Source organism: Verrucomicrobiia bacterium, from assembly GCA_035495615.1.
Classification (GTDB): domain Bacteria; phylum Omnitrophota; class Omnitrophia; order Omnitrophales; family Aquincolibacteriaceae; genus DATJFP01.
Map to the genome: position 1 here is coordinate 76,287 of DATJFP010000026.1, position 19,713 is coordinate 95,999.

Here is a 19,713-nt window from a genome sequence, read left to right on the forward strand (position 1 = left end):
TTGGTGGACTTCAGGAGATTATGGCTTTAGACTTTAAGTGACGGCTATTCGGGAGAGAATCTTCATGAAGCTTCGATATTTTTTTTCGGTCCTGTTTCTGAGCCTTTCCTGCGCCTCGGTGCCGCGCCTGGTGCCCCAGCCTCAGGCTGCCGGCGGCTTTGAGCGCACGCCTGTCATCTTGATCCCGGGCACGACGCGCAGCATGCTTTTCAATCCCGAGCGCCAGGACATCGTGTGGGGCGTCCTCGCCAATTTCACGGGTCCGGCCCGCACGGACGAGCTGTCGCTTCCCATCGACTCCACGGACCTGCGCGAAAACCGGGACAGCCTGATTCCCGCCGGGCTTCTGGACCACATCACCATCATTCCCGGCCTCGTGGAAATGCAGCTGTACACGCGGTTCCTCAAGACGATGAAGAACCACGGCTACGTGATCGGCGACATCAACCATCCGCGTCCCGGCGACAATTTTTTCATTTTCTATTACGATTGGCGCCGCCCTTTTGATGAGAATGCCCTTCGCCTGGCCGAAACCGTGAACAGGCTCAAACAAATGCCGGGGCGCGAAAACGCAAAGTTCGACGTCATCGCGCATTCGTCCGCCGTGTTCCTCGCTCGTTATTACGCCCTGTACGGAGGCCGCGACCTCCGCAGTGAAAAAAATCCCGCGCCCGATTATGAAGGCGCTAAAAATATCCGTAAACTCATCCTGATCAATCCCGCGCACGAGGGCCTGCTCTACGTCTTCCGCATCTTGAACGAAGGCTTCACTCCGGCCAAGGGGCCGCTTTTCCGCAGGTTCACGCCCCAAGAACTTTTCACTATGCCCGCGTTTTTCGGACTGCTCCCGCGTTATGACACCCAGCCGTTCGTGGATGCTTCCGGCAACGTCGCGGACCTCGACCTCTACGATGCCGGGAACTGGGTGCGTTACGGATGGTCGGTCTTCAGCCCGGCGCAGCAGGCGCTTCTCGAAAGCCAGATGAAGCGCCGCTTCCCGCTTACGTGGCAAGAGGAAATGAAATCCGAGAACGAGAAGCGGAAACGCTATCTTGAGGCGGCGCTGGCGTGGGCCAAATTCATCCAAAGCGCGGTCAGCGAGAAACTGCACCCGCTGCCGGCTGAAGTGAAGACTTATGTTTTTGCGACCGAGTGGGGACCGACGCCGGAGCGCGTCTGCATCATGAAAGAGGATAAGAAACTGGACTTCGGGGACGGCAAGAGCTGCAACGCGCAGCTTTTTTCTTCAGGCGACAACATGGTGACCAGCTCGAGCCTGCGCGGGCATTACACGGAAAATCCGCCGCAGTACATTTTCCTGAAGGAACAGCACCGCAAGATCGCCAACAACAAGAAGATCCACCGGCACATCATCCGCATTCTCTGGGATTCGAAAGAGGACGGAAAAAGCTAACCCTGCCCGATTTTTTTCTTCAGCTTCTCGAGCTGGGCCTGCAGCTTGTACCAGGCGTCTTCTTCCTCTTCCAGCTTCGCGGTCACGCGCTTGATGTTCTCGTTCCGCTCGCGCGAGAAATTGAAGGGATTTTCCTTCATGTCCTTCAAAAGCCGGTCGCGTTCCTGGGTGAGATTCTGCACGCGCGTCTCGGCCTTCTTGATCTTTTGCGTCAGCTTGGTCATGTCGGACTTGAGCTGCTTGAAATCCTCGTAAGAGCCGGCTTTTTCTCCCGCGCCGCCCTCGCGTTCCGGCTTTGCGGCCTGGGCCGGCGCTCCGCCGTCTTCTTCCGCGGCCCCGCCCATCTCTTCCCGCGCGCGCGCCTCAAGCGAATACACGTAGTCTTCGTAGGTGCCGGGATAGGCCGTGATGCGGCCGTCTTTCACGTCCACGATCTTGGTCGCGATCAGGTTCACGAACGTGCGGTCGTGACTGATAAAAAAAACCGTGCCGTTAAATTCCCGCAGCGCGTCGGCCAGCGCTTCAACGGTTTCGAAGTCCAAGTGGTTGGTGGGCTCGTCGAGCATCAGCACGTGGCTGCGAGACAAAAGAAGCCCGGCCAGCACGCAGCGCGCCCTCTCGCCGCCGCTCAGGACCGAAATCCTTTTCTTCACTTCGTCGCCGCGGAACAGAAAGCTTCCGGCCAGGTTCAGGACGTCCTGCGTGGTCACGCCCTGGGACGCTTCCCTTTGAAGGTGCGTGAACACGTCGTCCTGCGGGTGAAGCGAGGTAAAGACATGCTGCGCGTAATACGCGACGCGAAGGCCCGTGCCCCAACGGAAGGAACCCGCCAGCGGCTGAAGGTCGGAGGCCAGCGTGCGCAAGAAAGTGGTCTTCCCCTGCCCGTTGTCGCCTAGAATCGCGATGCGGTCCCCGCGTTCGAACTCCATCTCGATGCCGCGGGCGACGGTCCGGTCCGGATAACCGACGGAAAGCCCGCTGCACTGGAGCGCGATGCCCGCTTTGTTTTCCACGCTCGGGATCCGGATCTTGGCCGCGGCCAGGGTGTGCGCGATTTCAATCGTTTTGAGTTTGGAGATCTGCTTCATCTTGGATTTGGCGCGGGTCGCCGTGGACGCCTTGGCTTTGAACCGGTCCACGAATTCCTGGAGCTGCTCGCGCTTTTTTTCCACGGTGCGGTTGTAGGCAATCTGCTGGGCGCGGTTTTCCTCTTTGAATTCGAAATAGTCCTCGATGTTGCCCGGGTAAAGCGACAGCCTTCCGTTTTCGATTTCCAGCGTGTGGTCGCAGGTGCGCTTCAGGAATTCGCGGTCGTGCGACACGATGAGGTAGCCGCCGTTGAAGTCCTGGAGGAAATTTTCGAGGATGATGAGCGTGCTGAGGTCCAGGTAGTTCGTCGGTTCGTCGAGGATCAGGAAGTTCGGGTCGCGCAGCAGCATGGCCGCCAGCTTCACGCGCGTCCGATACCCGCCGGGGAGCGTTCCGATCGCCGCGTGCTGTTTTTCGTATGGCAGCTGGAATTTGCCCGCCATCTCCCCGCATTCCCATTCCTCTTTGCCTGTGTAGCGCACGAGGAAGTCGAGCACGGTCTCGTCGGTCTTATACGGGTCGTGCTGCTCGAGGTAGCTGAGTTTCAACTCCGAATTCTTGATCACGCTGCCCGAGTCCATGGTCTCATGGCCCGTGATGATGCGGCAAAGCGTGGACTTGCCCGCGCCGTTTCGCCCGATGACACCGATCTTCTGGTCGTGGGCAAAGGAGGCGCTGGCGTCCTCCAGGAGCACCGCATGTCCGTAGGTTTTCCGTATGCCTTTCAATTGCAGTAAAACGCTCATGAAGCCTTCTTCCTTTCGTTTATGATTATTAAAAAGATACCACGATCAGCGCGCGAGCAAGTCCGGATTTTCGAAACGGTTGCCGAGCACTTCGAATTCCAGGCCCTCCCCATCCTCGAGGCCCAGCGAGGCCAAGAGGCTTACCAGCGGGTGCAGGCCGCGGGAACGGAACATGTCCGGCACCGCGCCGACTTCCCCGTTCCAGGATTTTCCGCCCGAGCGCACGAGCACGATGTCGCCTTCGTAAATTTCGCGGCCCCGGACGTCGAGCAGGCCGGTGCTTTCCAGCAGCTCGCAGTCCTGATAACCGGCGCGCTTCAACGGCCGCCCCGCGCCTCCGGGCCCGTCTTCTTCGCAAAGCAGGACATGGGAAAGCTTCTGGTAGCCGCGGAAATACATGCGCTTCTCCGGATGGTACCAGACGCGGAATTTGATTTCACGCATAACGATGGGGAAAAGAAAGGGCCCGGCTAAAGGACCGGCATGCGGCGCGGGTCTTCCAGGATATTGCGGATTTCAAAATGCCGTGCCCCGAAATGAGAAGCGATCTCGATGCAATCGGCGCAGTCCTCGTATTTTTCCTGGAGAAGAGCTTCGCGCAGGTAAAGGAGGGCCGTCAATTTCACGGGGTGTTTCTTCAAACCACGGGCGGTCAGCAGGTCGGTGCTTACCAACAACTTAGTCGCCATAGCTCACCCTTTCATTTTGATTACATCTTATTGTCGGCCGCCCCTCCGGAAATCCTTAAGCCTGATTCTTTCGCCTCTTCCCTCCTTTTCCAATTCGGTTTGATCATGACTTCCTGGCCCAGCTTGTCCACTTCCTCACGCGAGCCGTCCGGCTGATAGACCGCGATCTTGATCCGGGGGTCGCGCAGGAAAGCCCGGAACACCTGCACGTCCGGCGCGATCTTGACGGATTTGACATTTTCCGCGAAATCCAGCCCCTGTCCGCCCGGCAGCCGCTCCCAAGTATAATCCCCGGACTCGAACGTCACCTTGATCCGCACCGGCACTTCCCCCTCGTTTTTGATGCCGCCCGAATCCCCGTAGTCTTCCGCGACGACAATTCCGGGAACCATTAAAAGAAAAAACAACATCAAAGCCAAGGATTTCATTTCGTCTTCTCCCCCGGCGGCACGGGCTTGCGCAAGCCCTGAATGATCAAGAGCACGCCAAGTGTAAAAAAAGGCAGGAACCCGATCAGGCCCAGGGTCATGTCTTTCTGCGACCCGGCCCAGAAGGCCGTGAGAATCAGCAGGCCGCCGTAAAACAAAAATGAAAGTTTATGACGCATGCGCGCCTTTCGCCTGAATGGTTTTCAGGATTTCGCCGTAGCCTTCCCGGAAGCTCGGATAACGGAACTCGAAACCCAGCGCAGTAAGCCCCGCCGCCCGGCAGCGGCGCGCTGATGCGTCCGCCGGCTCCTGCGAGGGAAAGGCCGCCGGATTTTCCAGCCAGCGAAGCAATGAAGAGCGCAGCACCGGCTCCTTGTCCACGCCGAGGTAAACTTCTCCGGGCCTGGCCCTTTCTAAAAGGAAAAGTGACGCGGCCGCGGCATCGTCGCGGTGAATCAAATTGAGATAACGGTCCGGCTCTCCCGCAGCTTCGGCGCGCCGGGATTCGAGGCGGTTGCGCCCGGGGCCGTAAAGACCCGAGAGCCGAAAAATCACGCCCATGCCCGAATCCAGAACCTGCTTTTCCGCGTCCAGGAGGACGCGTCCTTTCTCATGGCCGGGCTCGGGCACGACGGTTTCATCCAGCCATCCCTGCTGCGACGGCCCGTACACCGATGTGCTGGACGTATAAAGAACGAGCGGCGGCCGCTTCCGGTCCAGCTTCCGAAGAAGATTCCCGATGCCGCGCACGTACATCTCACGGTAATCGAAAACTTCCCCGCGGTCGGGCGCCGCCGAGATCAGCACGCCGTCCAAACCTTCGAAAAACGGGAGGCTGGATTCCTGGGTCAAGTCGGCCACGCGAGGTTCGATTCCGGATCCGCGCAGCGCGTCCGCTTTGCGCGGATCCCGCGTGAGCGCGTGGACGCTGAAGCCGGCGGATAAAAATTGCCGGGCCGCGGCCATGCCCAGATAGCCTGCCCCTGCGATCAGAATTTTTTTGGTCATCGAATGTCCCGGGGGATAAAAAAAGAAAGCAGGCCCGTGCTTGGGACTGCTTTCTTTGAGATCGTCGTCTTTCCCGTCGCAAAACGGACGGGCGCGGAGATTAGAACTTGTAGCTCTGCTGGACGTTCTTGATCTGCTGAATCTGCTGCACCGTCTTCGCGGCATCCGCGGCCTGCTGGCCGTCGCGGCCGGCTTTCGTGGAGCGCTGGATTTCTTCGACGTAAGCCTTCAGCTCTTCGAGCTCTTTCTTCGTTTCTTCATCTTCGGGCTGATCCGCTTCCGAAGCCGCGGGCTGCTCGCTGCCCACGTCGATGTAACCGCCCGCGTCATCCGTCGGCGGCACGTATTGCCCGACCTGCTTCGGTTTCGGCTGGTCGGAAGATTCATCCGCGGCGCGCACGGGGGCTGAGAAAATAAGGCCCATCGCCAGGACGACCAGGGTGATTTTCGATACGTTCATGTGCTGCCTCTCTAGGTTCGCTTAGGTTGGATGGAATCAAAAGAACGACAAAGGTATAATTCGGCAAATTTGCCGGAAGTTTGAATTCTTTTGTACTGGCATTAGTGTACCCTTTCCTTTGGGCTGTTTAAAGTCCGCCTCCAAGTTTTTTTCCAGGCTTTTTTAAGCCTCCGGACGGAAGCCCGTAAGCCCCTATAAAAGCTAAACTTACAAAAGGAAAAGTCGTTAATTAGTTTGGTGTGTTAGGCTTTCATAAAACCGCGAGCAGCCATGGCGACCCAATCAAACCGCAATTGCATCCTGATCGTCGATGACGAGCCCCAGATCCGAGACGTCATGGGCATGATGCTTTCCGAAGAAGGCTACCGCATCCTGACGGCCTGCGACGGCCAGGAAGCCCTCGAAGTCCTCAAAGACAAAAAGCCGGACCTCATCCTGCTCGACATGAACATGCCCCGGATGGGCGGCATCGTGTTCTATCATAACATCGCAAACAGCTATGACGGCACGCCGAAATATCCCCTGCTTGTCCTGACGGCGCGCGCGCACCTGGAAGATTTGTTCAAAGATTTCAAAGTGGACGGCTTCATGTCCAAGCCGTTCAAATTCGAAGACCTGATGGAGCAAATCGAAAAGATTCTCGCGCGGCGTTACGGAGCGGACGGCAAGCTGCTGCCTTTTGCCGCGGGGCCGCAGCAAAAAAAAATCACGCCCAAAGCGCTGGTGCTGGACGATCAGTGGGAAAAATTCAATGCCATCGTGACCCGTTTCATGCATTCGGGTTACGAAGTCCTGGCGGGAAAAACCGAGAGGCTCACGCTTCAGATTGCCAGCCTGGACCAGCCGCAGGCGATTTTCGTACGGCTCAAATCGCTTTCACTCGACAGCCCGGAGATTGTCCTGGCCCAGGCCATCCGCAACCTTGAAAAAGCCAAGAGCATCCCGATCCTGTTTTACCTGCAGTCGGACCTGAAAGTCTTTCCTTCCGCGCGCGAGGAAATCACCGCGAAAATCCCGCATTCCGAATTTCTCGACAGCCCCGAGCCGGATGTCCTTCTGCGGGCCTTCGAAAAAAACCTCACGCCGTGACCGCCTCGCTCTTCAGGTAGAGGAACGCCTCGTCCAGGGTGGACGCCACGTAAAAGAGATCCCGGTACTTCGGCTTGGCAAATCCCTCCGCGATCATTTTCTCCACGAAATCCAGAAAAGGCCGGAAGTAATCCCGGAAATTGAAAAGGACAAGCGGCTTTTGATGCGCGCCGAGCTGCTTGTGCGCGAGTGTTTCCGCGAGCTCGTCCAGCGTGCCGATGCCGCCGGGGAAACAAATAATGGCGTCCGCCCAGAGCTCCATCTTCGCTTTGCGCGTCCTCAGGTCTTCAGACACGTAGACTTCCTCGCAGTCCGTGAAACACAATTTTTTGTCGTGCAGCATCTGCGGAATGGCGGCATAGACTTTTCCCCCGCCCTCACGCGCGGCGCGTGCCACGCGGCCCATGAGTCCCATGTCGGTCCCCCCGAAGACAAGCGCGGCGCCTTCAACGGCAATGCGCAGGCCTAGCTCGGACGCGGCGTCATGATAGACCTGCGGCACCTGGCTGCTGGACGCGCAGAAAACGAGAAGTTTCTTTCCTTCGAGTTCCATAAACCCTCCGTGACGGAGCGGATTTTATCACGGAGGCGCGAAATCAGGTAGGCTTCGCTTACGGCTGGCGCACAAATTTGTTCGAGATCAGCTTGGTCAGCCTTTTGTGGACGTCGTGGCTGGAGGTGTACGGCACGAAATCCGAGAAGCGCGCGATTTCCGCTTCGGTAAAAACTTTTTTCGCGTCCCCTTCCATGTCCGCGGGGCATACGAGCACGAAGGGCACGTCCTTCAAAGCGTCGCGCCCCTGGATATCCTGGTAAAATTTCGTGGCGTTCAGAATGCCTTTGATCTTGTGGAACTGGCAGACGATCACGTCGGGATGCACCTGGATGGCTTCTTCCAGCCCCTTGTCCTCGCGATGCGCGCTGTAGACGCGGTAGCCGAGAGCGGCCAGGTCTTTGGACACGCTCGCATGGATGACGTCGTCGTAGCCCACCCAAAGCGCCTTCTTTTCCTTCGTCTCCACGAACTTGATCCCGCCCTGATCGTCGGGCACCACGGTTTCCGGCCCGAGCAGCGCGAACTCAACTTTCGAAACCAGCTCGTTGGGATGGAACGGCTTGCTCAGGAAAAACGCCACTTCCCAGCTCTTGAAATATTCTTTCATGGTCTTGCGCGAGGAAACCACGATGATGGGCACGATCCGCAGGGCTGAATCCGACTTGCGCACGGCCTGGACAAAATCATAGCCGGTCATCGCGGGCATCAGGACATCCACGATAATAAGGTCCGGATGCTCGGTCTGCGCGCGCTTCAGCCCGTGCACGCCGTCGGTCTCCACGGAAACGCCATAGCCTTTTTGCGAGAGAATTTCCTCGATCAGCATCGAGAACGTGCGGTCGTCGTCGATGACGAGGATCTGTTTTTTCATCTCAAGCTCCAAATTCCCGTTTGAGGTAGGCCGCGAGGCTTTCGAATTCGGTTTTCAAAATTTTCAGATCCGCCCCGACCTTCTGAATCTGGCGCGCCTCGGCCGCGTCCTCGATCTTCAGCGCCGCCTTGCTGAGCCGCACCGCTCCGATGTTGGCGGCCGCGCCTTTGATGCCGTGGGCCTCGCGTTCCACGACATCAGCCTGGCCTCGCTGCAGCGCGGCCTCGAGCCGCGTCAGCTGCTCCGGCGTCTGCTCCATGAAAACGCGCAGGATCTTCTGGTAAAGCTCCTCGTCTCCGCCCACGTGCGCCATGCCTTCTTCTTTATCCAGCAGCTCGGCGCTGCCGTTGGACGGCGCCGGTTTTTCCACTTCAGCCTGCGCTGCGGCGGCACTCCTTCCGGGCAGAATGGATTTTTCGATGGCCTCGAACAGTTTGTCCGGACGCACGGGTTTGGACACGTAGTCGTCCATGCCCGCGGCAAGGCATTTTTCGCGGTCGCCTTTCATGGCATTCGCCGTCATGGCGATGATCGGCAGATGACGGCCGGTCGAGAGCTCCTGTTTGCGCACGGCTTTGGTGACTTCGTAACCGTCCATTTCCGGCAGTTGGATGTCCATCAGCACGAGGTCGAAACGTTCCTGATTAATCATCTCGAGCGCCTTGCGCCCGTCTTCGGCGATCTTGGGCCGGTGCCCCCTGCGCTCGAGCAGACGCTGCGCCACGAGCTGATTGACCTTGTTGTCTTCGGCGATAAGGATGTGAAGCGAGCCGCTTTTCTTTTCCACGCGCGGCGCTTCAGGCGCGCGGCTGTGCCTCGGCGTGGCCAGCGCCGTCAGCATCGTGTCGAGCAGGCGCGACTGGTGAAGCGGCTTTTTGATCGGCGTGCCAAGGCCCATCTCGCGGCAGCGCGCGACTTCCTCGGGATTGCCGATCGAGACCATCATGATGATGTGCATGTTTTCCGCGCCCGGCCTGCGGCGGAGACGCTCGGCGAGCTGGAACCCGTCCATCTCGGGCATGTCGACGTCGATCAGCGCGAACGCGAACGAACGGCCGGCCTTTTTCATGTCGTCGACGAGGGCAAGCGCCTGCGGCGCGTTGGCCGCGAGCGACGGCCTCATGGACCAGCTCGCGCACATTTCCTGCACGATGTGGCGCTGCGTGGCATTGTCGTCGACGATGAGGACCGGCAGGTGGTGGATGTTGACCTGATGCACGGGATTGATGGCCGGCACTTCGGATTTGTCGATCATGAGCTGGGCCGTGAAGTGGAACGCGCTGCCCGGCCCGCCCGTATCGGAATAAATCGCAGTGCACGGGCTTTCCACCCAGACCTTGCCTTTCATCATGTCGATCAGCCGCGCGGAAATGGAAAGCCCCAGGCCCGTGCCGCCGTAGCGCCGGGTCGTGGATGAATCGCCCTGCTCGAACGAAGTAAAAATGCGCGCTTGCTGATGTGGCGGAATGCCGATGCCCGTGTCCATGACCGCGAAGTGCAGCCGGATACGGTCGTCATCCTGGTTCTCCACCGCAACTTTGACCACGACTTCCCCGTGCTCGGTGAACTTGATGCCGTTTCCGACAAGGTTCACGATCACCTGGCGCAGCCGTACGGGATCGCCGATCAGGAGGTCCGGCACGTCCGCGGGAATGTGACATGCAAGCTCCAGGCCTTTGGATTGGGCGCGGAGCGCGAGCGCCGTGATCGTGTCGCCGAGCGTGTCGCGCAGGCTGAACGGGATGGATTCCAGCGTCATCTTGCCCGCTTCGATTTTCGAAAAATCCAGGATGTCGTTGATGATCGTGAGCAGCGACTCCGCGGAACTTTTCGCGGCCGAAACATATTCCGACTGCTCCGGCGTGATATCCATGCCCGACAGAAGCTCGATCATGCCGAGGATGCCGTTCATGGGCGTGCGGATCTCGTGGCTCATGCTGGCGAGAAAATCGCTTTTGGCGCGCGTCGCGCTTTCGGCCGCTTCCTTGGCGCGCCTTTCCATTTCCGCGCGCTTGCGCTCGGTGATGTCGCGGATGACACCGATGGAACCCGTGACCGCGCCGTCAGGGTCTTTCAGCACGCTGATCGAGACTTCCACGTCGATGGGCTGTCCGTTTTTCTTCAGCATCTGCGTCTCGAGATGATGCTGCGTTCCTTTTTTACGCAGGTCGTAGGAGCGGATGCGCCGCCACTCCTCCTCGGGATAAAGCGCGCAAACCGGCTTGCGATAGAGATCCCCCTCACTCATGCCCAGCAAAAGCTCCGTGGGCTTATTCCACGAAATGATGCGTTCTTTTTCGTCCGCGACCGTGATGGCCACCGCGGAATTTTCGAAAACGGACCGGAACCTTTCCTCCGACTGCCGGAGCTGGCGCTCCGCGGCCTTGCGCTCGGAAATGTCGCGGATGACACCGATGGAGCCCGTGATGCGCCCGGTCGAATCTTTAAGCACGCTGATCGATACGTCGATGTCGATGGTTTCGCCGGACTTGGTCAGCATTTTGGTTTCCAGGTGATGCTGAATGCCTTTGGTGCGGATGTCATAAGAGCGGATGCGCCGCCATTCGTCGGGCGGATAAAGATCGCAGATCTTGCGGAGATAGAGCTCGCCCTTGCCCATGCCGAGCAGTTTTTCGGTGAACGCGTTCCAGGAGATCAGCTGTTCGTTTTCGTTGGCGACCGTGATGGCCACGGCGGAATTTTCGAAGACCGTGCGGAATTTCTGTTCCGATTCCTGCAGCGCCAGCTCCGCTTTCTTGCGCTCGGAAATGTCGCGGATGACACCGATGGCGCCCGTGATTTGCCCGTCCATATCTTTGAGCACGCTGATGGAGACGTCGACCTCCACGCAATCGCCGTTCTTTTTGATCATGCGCGTCTCGAGATGTTCGCGCATGCCCTTGGTGCGGATGTCGTAGGAACGGATTTTCTTCCACTCGGCCGGCGGGTACAGGTCGCAGACCGGCTTCTGGTAAAGGTCCTCGTGCCCCATGCCCAGCAGGTTTTCCGTGAATTTGTTCCAGGAGATGATGCGCTCTTTTTCGTCCACCACCGTGATGGCCGCCGCGGAATTCTCGAACACCGTCCGGAAAATTTCTTCGGACTTACGCAGCGATTCTTCGGCCTTCTTGCGCTCGGTGACGTCGCGGATAACGGCGATGGAACCCATGATCCGGCCCTTGCCGTCCTTGATCACGCTGATGGACATGTCCACATCCACGACCTTCTTGCGGCGGGTCAGCATCCGGGTCTCGAGGTGGTGCTGGATTCCTTTTTCGCGGATCTTGCAGGCGCGGATCTTCCGCCACTCGTCGGCCGGATAAAGCTCCCGGATGGGCTTCATGTACAGCTGCTTGCGGCTCATGCCCAGCAGCTTTTCCGCGTACTCGTTCCACGATGTGACACGCTCGCGCGCGTCCGCCACGGTGATGGCCACCGCGGAATTCTCGAACACGCTCCGGAATTTTTCTTCGGATTCTTTCAGCGCGTCTTCGTGCTTCTTGCTTTCGGTGATCAGACGCTGATGCTGTTTCAGACGGCGCTGCAGGGAGGCAATTTTACGGCGGAGCTCTTTTTTGTTATCCGGGCTTGGCTTCATTTCCGTTCCGGTCTAAAGAGACAGGTTGAAGACGCCTTCATTATTAATAGAGATACGGTCCATGCACCAACAAGTTTAGCAGACAATGGGAAAAGGCAAGGGCAGCGGCAGGATTCCCCGCCCGCAGGGATGCCGTTTTTTCAGCGGTTTAGGAAGATGTCCGGCCTTGCGGGACAAGGCGGGAAAGGCAGGCTTAGGCCATCTGGGCCACGAGTTCGGAAGCCTGAAACTTGTAGGCCATTTCCAGAACGAGCGGCGTGACTTCGAGGGACCGGCCGTGATAACGCACGAGCCCGCCCAGGAGCGGCGGGATCTGCTTCAACAGCTCTGCCGTAATTTTACTAAGAGGATCGCGTGCCAAATGCGCCGACAGGAGGAAGGCGACGGGCAGCAGGGCTTCGGCATCCACGTCCGAACGGACAAAGCGCAGGTCTTCGCCGGGCGCAAGCGCGGAATCCGCAAGCCCGAAGACAAGAGCGTTGCCATGGACGCGCAGGAATTCGTCGAGAAGAAACGCCGCATCGGGTGAAGACAAATTGAGGATTTTGACCAGCCCCGTGCGCTCGAGCTCCCGGAAATAATCGCGGGCCCCCTCGCCTGCGATTTCATCCGCGGAAGCCATGACGCGGAACTCCGCCCTGATGCGTCCCGGGAATTCCCCCTGAAGCGCCTTGATCATTTTTAAATAATCGGCAAAGGACGAGCGCCCTTCCACGGAAGCGGGCAAGCGCTGCGCGAACGCGAACGCAAGCTTCTGCCGTGGATCCGCGCGCAAGACTTCACGGTAGCGCGTTCCAAGCAGCGCGGCCGACGTTCGGGAGAACACGCGCAGGTCTTCTCCCCATGCCGGATGCTGTTCCCGCAACCGCCGGCCGGCGGCGATAAGGCGAAGGCTGTTTTCATTCCGCCGAGCCGAGACGTAACGCGGCGCAAGGGATGGAGCCTCTTCTGCCAGGGTTTGCGCCAAAGCGTCCATGTCGGCTGCGGCCGTCTTGCCGACGCGGTCGGCTACGGGCTGCGGCAGTGCTTTTTCAGCGGCGAGCACTTCGAGCACCTGGCGGGCAAGATCGCGAAGCTCGCTCCTCCGGTAGGAAGCCATCACCATTTTCCGGACGGACAGGGAACGCATGGTGTAGATCGTGGTCCTGGGCCTGAGGGGGGGCAGACGCGCGGGCATCCGAAATTTCTGCAAATCCACGGTAAGCCCCTGCAGTTCGCCGCTGTTTCTGTAAAACGTAATGCCTTCCACGGCCTTCGGCGCGACTTTGGCGATCAAGGAGCGCTGGAAACGCTGGGCCTCGCGCGTCTTTAAGATGCCGCCGATCCCATGGTCGAACGTGACGCCGACTTTGAAATATTTGGAGCCGCGCTTTTTCAAATGATCATAGAGGTAAAGCCGCAGCAATTCCCCGATGTGGCGCCGGCGGTGCTCCGGTAAAATATAAATCCCCTTCCCGCGCACGATCTCGGAATCGAATGCGTCAAAAGCATAGACGCCCACCGGGCGCGTGCCTTCATAGGCGATCAGCCAGTTCACGCTCGCAATTTCGGGCACGCCCCCGAGGAATTCCCAGCCACCGGCCGCTTTCAAAGCCTCGCGTTCTTGCCGTGTTAAAACGGGAAATTCCGCCTTCTCTTCCGAGAAAAGAAATTTGAACGTCAGCTGCGGCGGAGACGATACGAATCCGCGCGGCCGTGTGGGCAGAGCAAGAGACGGTTTCACATAAAAGCGAGCCGGAGCCGAAGTCCGGAGCTCGGGCCGGGCTTCCTTAAGCCCGGCACTGAGAAAATCCTCCGGACTCGAAGTCCGGAGCTCGGCCCGGGTTCCCTCGGCCGGCGGAGGAGCCGGTTCTCGCATCAAATGGCGGTACCCAACATAAATAGCAGGCCAGAAAAGGACGCCTGCGCCTAGGATTTCCAGGGACAGCACGACGTCGGCCTGTATTGTGAAGCCCAGCAGCGCCAGAAAGGAAACGTAAAACCCATAGGCCGTCGTCATCGCAATGAGCCCGAGGCCGGACAGGCCGTAGAACGCAAGAAGCGGACGCATGAAAAAATGTCCCAGGCGGCGGATCCGCGATTCGGGATGGAAAAGCGAAGGAAAACGCTGTTTAAGCCACTCTCTCAGATGCGCAATCACTTCGATCCTTTCCCTGCCGGTGAGAATAAACGCCACCACGCCCCAGACCATGGTCACGATGCCCTGGACGATGTAGGTGCCGATCGCATCCGGAAGCGCGAACGCCAGGATGTGGCCGGGCAGCCAGATCACCAGGGCCCAAAACGAAAAGCCCGGAAGATTATGTCGCGCGTCGTCGACCGCCTGGCGGAAGGTGCGTTTTTCCACGAACACGCGCCCGAGAATGTAATTCATGGGATCGAACAAAAACGGCGCCAGGAAAATTTGCGCGGTAACGCCCTGCACGACCGCGGCGGGAAAAACCCAGAAACCGGGAATCATTTTCAACAGCCATCCAAAAATAAAAAAACCGAAGACCGGCATGTTGAAGACAAGGCTGAGCACGGTCCTTCGGACATTACGTTCGAAGCTGGGTTTGTTTTCGTTCAAGACTTTACGCTCGAAGCGGACGCCGATCACGGCGGCCAGCACGGCCCGCACCAGCGTCAGAACGCCCGAGAAAAGGAAAAAGTAAAGCGGCGACTTCTGCGTCCATTCCCGCGACAGAGGCAGGAAATAATGGACCGAGAGCCATCCGAACGCGGCAATCACGGCGGCCGCGATGGCCAGCTCACGGAAAAAAGCCTGGTTGCGGTTAAAAAAGTTTTCGCGGGGCTGCTCTTGCCCCGTGCGAAGCTCCGATTTCGTTCCCGGCCGGACCCGCCGGTTCCAGATCAACTCGTCGCTCGGCCGCGCCGGGCGGCGCAGGAAGCGGCTGCGCGGCATGAAGCCCGCGGACCACAGCCCGTCGTCGGACAAAGGCCCTTGCATGATTTCCAATTCTTCGAAGCCAAGTTTGTCAGCCCAGGGCACGAGGATGTTGTCCACCCACCATTGGAACACTTTCTCGCCTTTCGAGAGATGAGGCCCAATCTGCAGCGCTTCGGGAAAGGCTTCAATACGCCCCGGAAAACCAATGACGAGTTTCTTCCCTTCGGCGATGAGCGTGATTTCCGCCTTGAGCCTGCGGTTTTCGCGGTCGAACAGGTAATCCGAAATTTCCCCAAAGCTCTGGGCCAGGCGCACGGTGATTTCGCCGTCGCCCGCGGCCTGCACGAAAAGCCCCCACGCTTCGTCCTCTTTTTCCGTTCCCCACGTATAAACTTTCAACGGCTTGCGCCTGGGATGCCCCAGATGCGCCAGCAGCTCTCGGGGAATCAGCGCGCGGAAACGGTCGGCCACGGCTTTCGGCATTTCAGTCCCCATGTTCCAGCTCCTGAAAAAGACATCTTCCGCTTCCGGCCCCACGCTTTCGGGGCCCAAGGACGCGCGGAGCTCTGGCCTTCGAGGGCGGAGCTGCTTTTCCCGTCCCAGAGCAAGAGCACTGGGACGCAGCTCCGGCTTCGCCGCCGGCCGCGCCTGCTCCTGCCCCAGCAGCAGCTGTTCGAAATGCCGGAACACGCGGGCCTCCATGTCCTGGCGCTCGTAAAAAATGTGATGATCTTCCCGGGGGTATGCGACGACCGCGTCCCGTCCGTTCGCGAGCATGGGCCCAAGCACGTTTTTCAGCCAGCGGTAATCGCGGCGCGTGATCACCTGATCTTTGCCGGACGTAAAAACCAAAAGGCGGTCGCGCCTTTCGCGGAGCACGTTCAAGCGGCGTTCGGAGCGGGAAAGCGAAAGGAGGCGCAGCCGCAGCCGCAGATCGGCGAGCTGGGTCACGTTGAAAAGATATTCCAGGTAATCGCGGCTGTGATGCAGCACACGCCGGTAATTCATGAACGTGTCCGCGACCGGCGGGTTCTCCACGGCTACCGCTTTCAGGCGCCGGCCGAGAGAGACGTTCGAAAGCGCGCGCAGGCCCATGTAACCGCCGAAGCTGAACCCGAAATAACCGATGCGTTCCGGATCAAGCCCGGGATATTTTTCGAGATACCGCGTGACCGCGTTCAGGTATGCGTTGATTTTGCCCGTGCTGATAAGGGGCAGCGTCTGCCCGCCGTGGCCAATGAGATCCGATCGCAGCACCGCGATCCCTCTCTGGACCAGGCCCCTTTCGATGGAATCGAAATAGGGATTTTCCTTGCGGTTCGTGAAGCCGTGATGGATCTGAACGACGGGGATTTTCTTGCCTGGCTCATGGTTCGCGGGAAGGATCAGATAGGCCGGGATCGGTGTTTCGTACGGGATCTCGATTTTACGGATCTCCGGAGCCTCGATCCCGTGGGCGCGGTAATCTGCGAGACGCCCTGCCGCGTATTCAGCGTCGAGCTTCTGTTCGAGGCGATGATATTGCTCATTGCCGGGGATGAGGAACTGGAGGGCGATGTAATATTTCCGGATTTTCATGGCCGCGTCCGGATCCCCTTCCGCGTCCGAGGCCCAGGCCCTCAGCCAGTAAGGGGCCCAGCCCGTGATCTCGAACTTCCAGATGTCCCTGCGGATGCGTACCTTGAGCGGCGCGACCAGCGCGATACTCTCGATCACGCGACGCGCGGTTTGCTCATCGACACCCATGGCCATGACGTAAAGATGCGCGCGCGCCATGCGGAAAAAGATAAACCGCCGCAGCCACGTCCAATTCGGGATGCTGAAAGAAGGCCACCGGTAATACCAGCCGTCGGTGCTGACCGTGGGCGAAACGCGGCCGAACATGGGCCGGGCATCGACTTTCTTCATTTCTTCCGCGGCTTGCGCTTGGGCCGCCTCGTCGACCTGAGACGCGGGCTTCTCCGCCGCCGGTTCTTCTTCGGCCCGGAGCTCGCCGCGCGGCGCGGGATAATGCTTGAGGTCCACGAGAATGCCCTTCAGCTTGCCGTCGCGGTCCCGCGCAACTTTCGCGATCGCTTCCGCGGGCGTCTCCCGTAAAAAGTCTTCGTGAAACTGCTGGGCCGCGTCGTCGGCTCCGATCCGTAAATCAAATCGCTCGTCGGTAGAACCGATTTCAAAAAATTCGTAGCCCGCCTCTTTGAGATAACCGAGCAGCCGTTCGCGGAGCCGCGTTCCGATACCCGAACGCCGCACTGCCGCATCCACGCCGATGCCGTTGCCGCGGACCCAGTTATCCTCCGGATGGGCCACGAACCCATAAGCCCCGACCGGCTTTCCATCCTGGTAAGCGATCATGAAGTTCCCGGTCTCATGCCATACCGCGCCGGGATTTTTGAGAGAATCATACCGGTCAAAAAATTTCCACTCGGCGAAAAGAGCTTCCCCTTCGTCTTCGGTCAGGAAATCAACGCCCGGATCGCGCGCGCTGATGCGCGCATCGTCGTAAAGGATTTTCCGCGGATCCGCCCACAACTTGAACCGGATCGCGCTCCCGGCCTCTTCCGGCACGGGCGGCTTCTCCTCGGCGCGTAATTCCGCATGCGGCGCAAATTCGGGAAAGTTCTCAGCCAGAAGGGCTCCCCGCCGCCCCAGGAAATAGCGGACAAGCGCGGCCTGGAGAAGGACGGCCGCAAGAGGATGCACGGGCGATTCATGGCCTTTGATGTTGGTCACGTGCGGCAGGACGTATTTGTCCGGAACCAGGGGCACCGCGCCCCACGCGCTTCCCTTCCGCCTCAGTACGTAGTCTCCCGTAAATTTCGGCATGCGCTGGAGCGCGATGGCAAGGGCCTCGCGGATGCCGTCCACACCCGAAACCGGCCGTTCCGGCGGAAAATGAAATTCCGTTTTCTCATGGCGGTTCAGGGCCGCGCCAAAAGGAATTTCAGGGAAAAGATCCTGCGAAGAATAAATCAACCGGCCTTCGACGGCGTCGACGGGCACCGTGGTCCTTTGCGCGCGCGAGTATTTCGCAAACAGCTCGTTGATGTGGAGATAAGCGGATCCGATCCAGCCGATGTCCAAAAACATATAACGCTTGCGGCTGCTTCGGGACGTCGTGAAGACCGCGGGAATGTCGACATATCCGCCCAGGTAAGCCAGCAGCCTTTCTTCGGGATGGCTTTCCCGCACGTAGAGAGCCTTGCTGTACGGCATGAAGATCACGCGTCCTTCGAGCGGCGTGCCGCGGACGACGCTCAGCATGGCGTCGCCCATCAGGTCCGCGTCGCGCATCATGAAAACGAATTGCAGCTCGGGCTCCAGCTTGGCGCGGCGCAGCAGGTAGCGGACCATGGCCTCGAGATAAGGCAGAACGAGATTGAGATTGTGCGCGTATTCGGCGTAGATCTCCTGTTTGATGTGAAGGCCCGCGGCCGCGCCCCACGCCAGGATTTTTTCGTCGGACGGAACCGAAAGAAATACCCCCGCCTGCTGGATAAGGTCCCGCGGACGCGGCGGCTTGGTCAAATCGTCGAATGGATTTCTTAACTCCGGCCGAACCGGTTCCGCCGTTCTCAATTCTGTTTTGGTTTGATTTTTATCCCAGATGACGCGCGCGCCGTCGGAGGGCGACACTTCGTGGACCTGGACCTTGATGCCCATGCGCGCTTCGAAATCGCGCACGAGCTTCTCGCTCCACTCCGCGAGCCGGTCTTTGCGGACGATGAAAAGCGCGGTGCCCGCGCCGCCGCGTCCGATCATGCGGCCCGCCGCGATCCCGGGCTCGCGTCCGATCTCGACCAGCGCGTCGAAAAATCTTCCCTTGCCCGGCACGGTGCCGGTGAGCTGATAATCGCCGTCCATGGAAAGCGCCTGGCTGGACTCGTCGAGAAGCGGGACCACGTCCTTGATGCGGTCTTCCCGCAGCGCCGTGATCGCCTTGATCGTCCGTTCCCTTTCCGTCAGAACGTAGCGCACGCGCTTGGCCAGGATTGGTTCTTCGGCCATGAAACGAGACTCAATGCTCTTGAATTCGTCGAACGTGAACGCGCTGACGTGAAGCCGGGGCGCGGCCTCCAAGCCCAGCAGCCGGTTCATGACCGGCACCGCGCGGTTCAATTCGTCCACGCGCTCATTGAAGATGGCTTCGGCGCGGTCGGCCTGGTAATGCGACAACGTCGTATCCACGATGACGAGCCGGTAGCCGTCCATGTCGAAGCGCAGCGTCTTGAGGTCTTCCAGGTTGCCGTAGTTGAGGATGACCGCGGCGTCCTTGACCGCGGCAAGCGAGGCAATGTGGTCGAGATGGCCGGGCTTGGCCCCGACGAACGGGCTGTAATCCGCATGCTCGGCCTCGCGCGCGAAATGGGCCACGTTCCACGTCGCATGCGCGGGATCGAGCGGCCAGCCGAAGAGACGGATGCCGGCAAGCGTCATGGCGGTCATGTAGGACGCGGAACTCGCAAGCCCCGCGCCTTTGGGCACGTCGCCCGTAATGGTGAATTCCGCGCCGCCGAGCTTGTAACCGCGTTTCTTGGCCGTATAAAAAATGCCCAAGGCGTAGCCGGCCCAGGGATTTTTTCTCCGCAGCTCTTCGACATAAGCCGTGTCCTTGGCCTTGGCCTCGAGCTCGGAAATTTTGAATTCGAATTTTTTCTTGTAGTCGGCCGCGTACAGGCTGACGACGTCGCTGCCGGTCTTTTTCTTCCTTCCTGCGACCAGAGTGTTGAACGGCAGCGCGAAAACCAGCGAATAATTCTGCGCGGAGCCGTCCGACGGAAACGTGGGATAGTCGACATGCGCACCGATATCCGCCCTTGCCGGACCGAGCGCCACGACGTCCGCGGATTTGCCGAAAATGGATTCGTGCGTTTC

Annotated in this window: 13 protein-coding genes; 2 read left to right on the forward strand and 11 right to left on the reverse strand. The window is 59.3% G+C overall.

Annotated features, from left to right (window positions below):
• Positions 1-64 precede the first annotated feature (64 nt).
• Positions 65-1,414 (forward strand): hypothetical protein, encoded by a 1,350-nt coding sequence (locus tag VL688_03370; GenBank protein ID HTL47084.1) that lies wholly within the window; start codon positions 65-67, stop codon positions 1,412-1,414.
• On the opposite strand, the gene VL688_03375 is transcribed toward VL688_03370, so the two are convergent.
• The 7 genes from VL688_03375 to VL688_03405 form a co-directional block, all read right to left on the reverse strand.
• On the reverse strand, positions 1,411-3,249 hold the full coding sequence (locus VL688_03375) for an ATP-binding cassette domain-containing protein (protein ID HTL47085.1): 1,839 nt from the start codon (positions 3,247-3,249) through the stop codon (positions 1,411-1,413). The genes VL688_03370 and VL688_03375 overlap by 4 nt on opposite strands.
• A 45-nt stretch (positions 3,250-3,294) precedes the next feature.
• Entirely contained in the window at positions 3,295-3,693 is a 399-nt protein-coding gene (locus VL688_03380; GenBank protein ID HTL47086.1) for a YopX family protein, read from the reverse strand.
• 26 nt (positions 3,694-3,719) lie between these two features.
• The gene (locus VL688_03385) at positions 3,720-3,938 is read right to left on the reverse strand and encodes a hypothetical protein (GenBank protein HTL47087.1); all 219 of its coding nucleotides are present in this window, start codon (positions 3,936-3,938) and stop codon (positions 3,720-3,722) included.
• Between the two features lie 20 nt (positions 3,939-3,958).
• Entirely contained in the window at positions 3,959-4,366 is a 408-nt protein-coding gene (locus VL688_03390) for a hypothetical protein (GenBank protein HTL47088.1), read from the reverse strand.
• Positions 4,363-4,545 carry a hypothetical protein gene (locus tag VL688_03395; GenBank protein HTL47089.1) on the reverse strand — a complete coding sequence of 61 codons (183 nt, stop codon included), beginning with the start codon at positions 4,543-4,545 and terminating at the stop codon, positions 4,363-4,365. The genes VL688_03390 and VL688_03395 overlap by 4 nt, the downstream gene beginning before the upstream one ends.
• Positions 4,535-5,374: an NAD-dependent epimerase/dehydratase family protein gene (locus tag VL688_03400; GenBank protein HTL47090.1), complete on the reverse strand. Its 840-nt coding sequence runs from the start codon at positions 5,372-5,374 to the stop codon at positions 4,535-4,537. Before VL688_03400 ends, VL688_03395 begins: the two co-directional genes overlap by 11 nt.
• Positions 5,375-5,474: 100 nt before the next feature.
• Positions 5,475-5,834 (reverse strand): hypothetical protein, encoded by a 360-nt coding sequence (locus VL688_03405; GenBank protein HTL47091.1) that lies wholly within the window; start codon positions 5,832-5,834, stop codon positions 5,475-5,477.
• Positions 5,835-6,104: 270 nt separating this feature from the next.
• Here VL688_03405 and VL688_03410 point away from each other — a divergent pair, with 270 nt between their 5' ends.
• Positions 6,105-6,923: a response regulator gene (locus VL688_03410; protein HTL47092.1), complete on the forward strand. Its 819-nt coding sequence runs from the start codon at positions 6,105-6,107 to the stop codon at positions 6,921-6,923.
• On the opposite strand, the gene VL688_03415 is transcribed toward VL688_03410, so the two are convergent.
• The 4 genes from VL688_03415 to VL688_03430 form a co-directional block, all read right to left on the reverse strand.
• Positions 6,913-7,476, reverse strand: coding sequence for a TIGR00730 family Rossman fold protein (locus VL688_03415; GenBank protein ID HTL47093.1), 564 nt, complete (start codon positions 7,474-7,476; stop codon positions 6,913-6,915). The genes VL688_03410 and VL688_03415 overlap by 11 nt on opposite strands.
• Positions 7,477-7,534: 58 nt before the next feature.
• On the reverse strand, positions 7,535-8,350 hold the full coding sequence (locus tag VL688_03420; protein HTL47094.1) for a response regulator: 816 nt from the start codon (positions 8,348-8,350) through the stop codon (positions 7,535-7,537).
• A 1-nt stretch (position 8,351) separates the two neighbouring features.
• Positions 8,352-11,948 carry a PAS domain S-box protein gene (locus VL688_03425; GenBank protein HTL47095.1) on the reverse strand — a complete coding sequence of 1,199 codons (3,597 nt, stop codon included), beginning with the start codon at positions 11,946-11,948 and terminating at the stop codon, positions 8,352-8,354.
• Between the two features lie 193 nt (positions 11,949-12,141).
• The gene (locus VL688_03430; protein HTL47096.1) at positions 12,142-19,674 is read right to left on the reverse strand and encodes a GNAT family N-acetyltransferase; all 7,533 of its coding nucleotides are present in this window, start codon (positions 19,672-19,674) and stop codon (positions 12,142-12,144) included.
• Positions 19,675-19,713 lie beyond the last annotated feature (39 nt).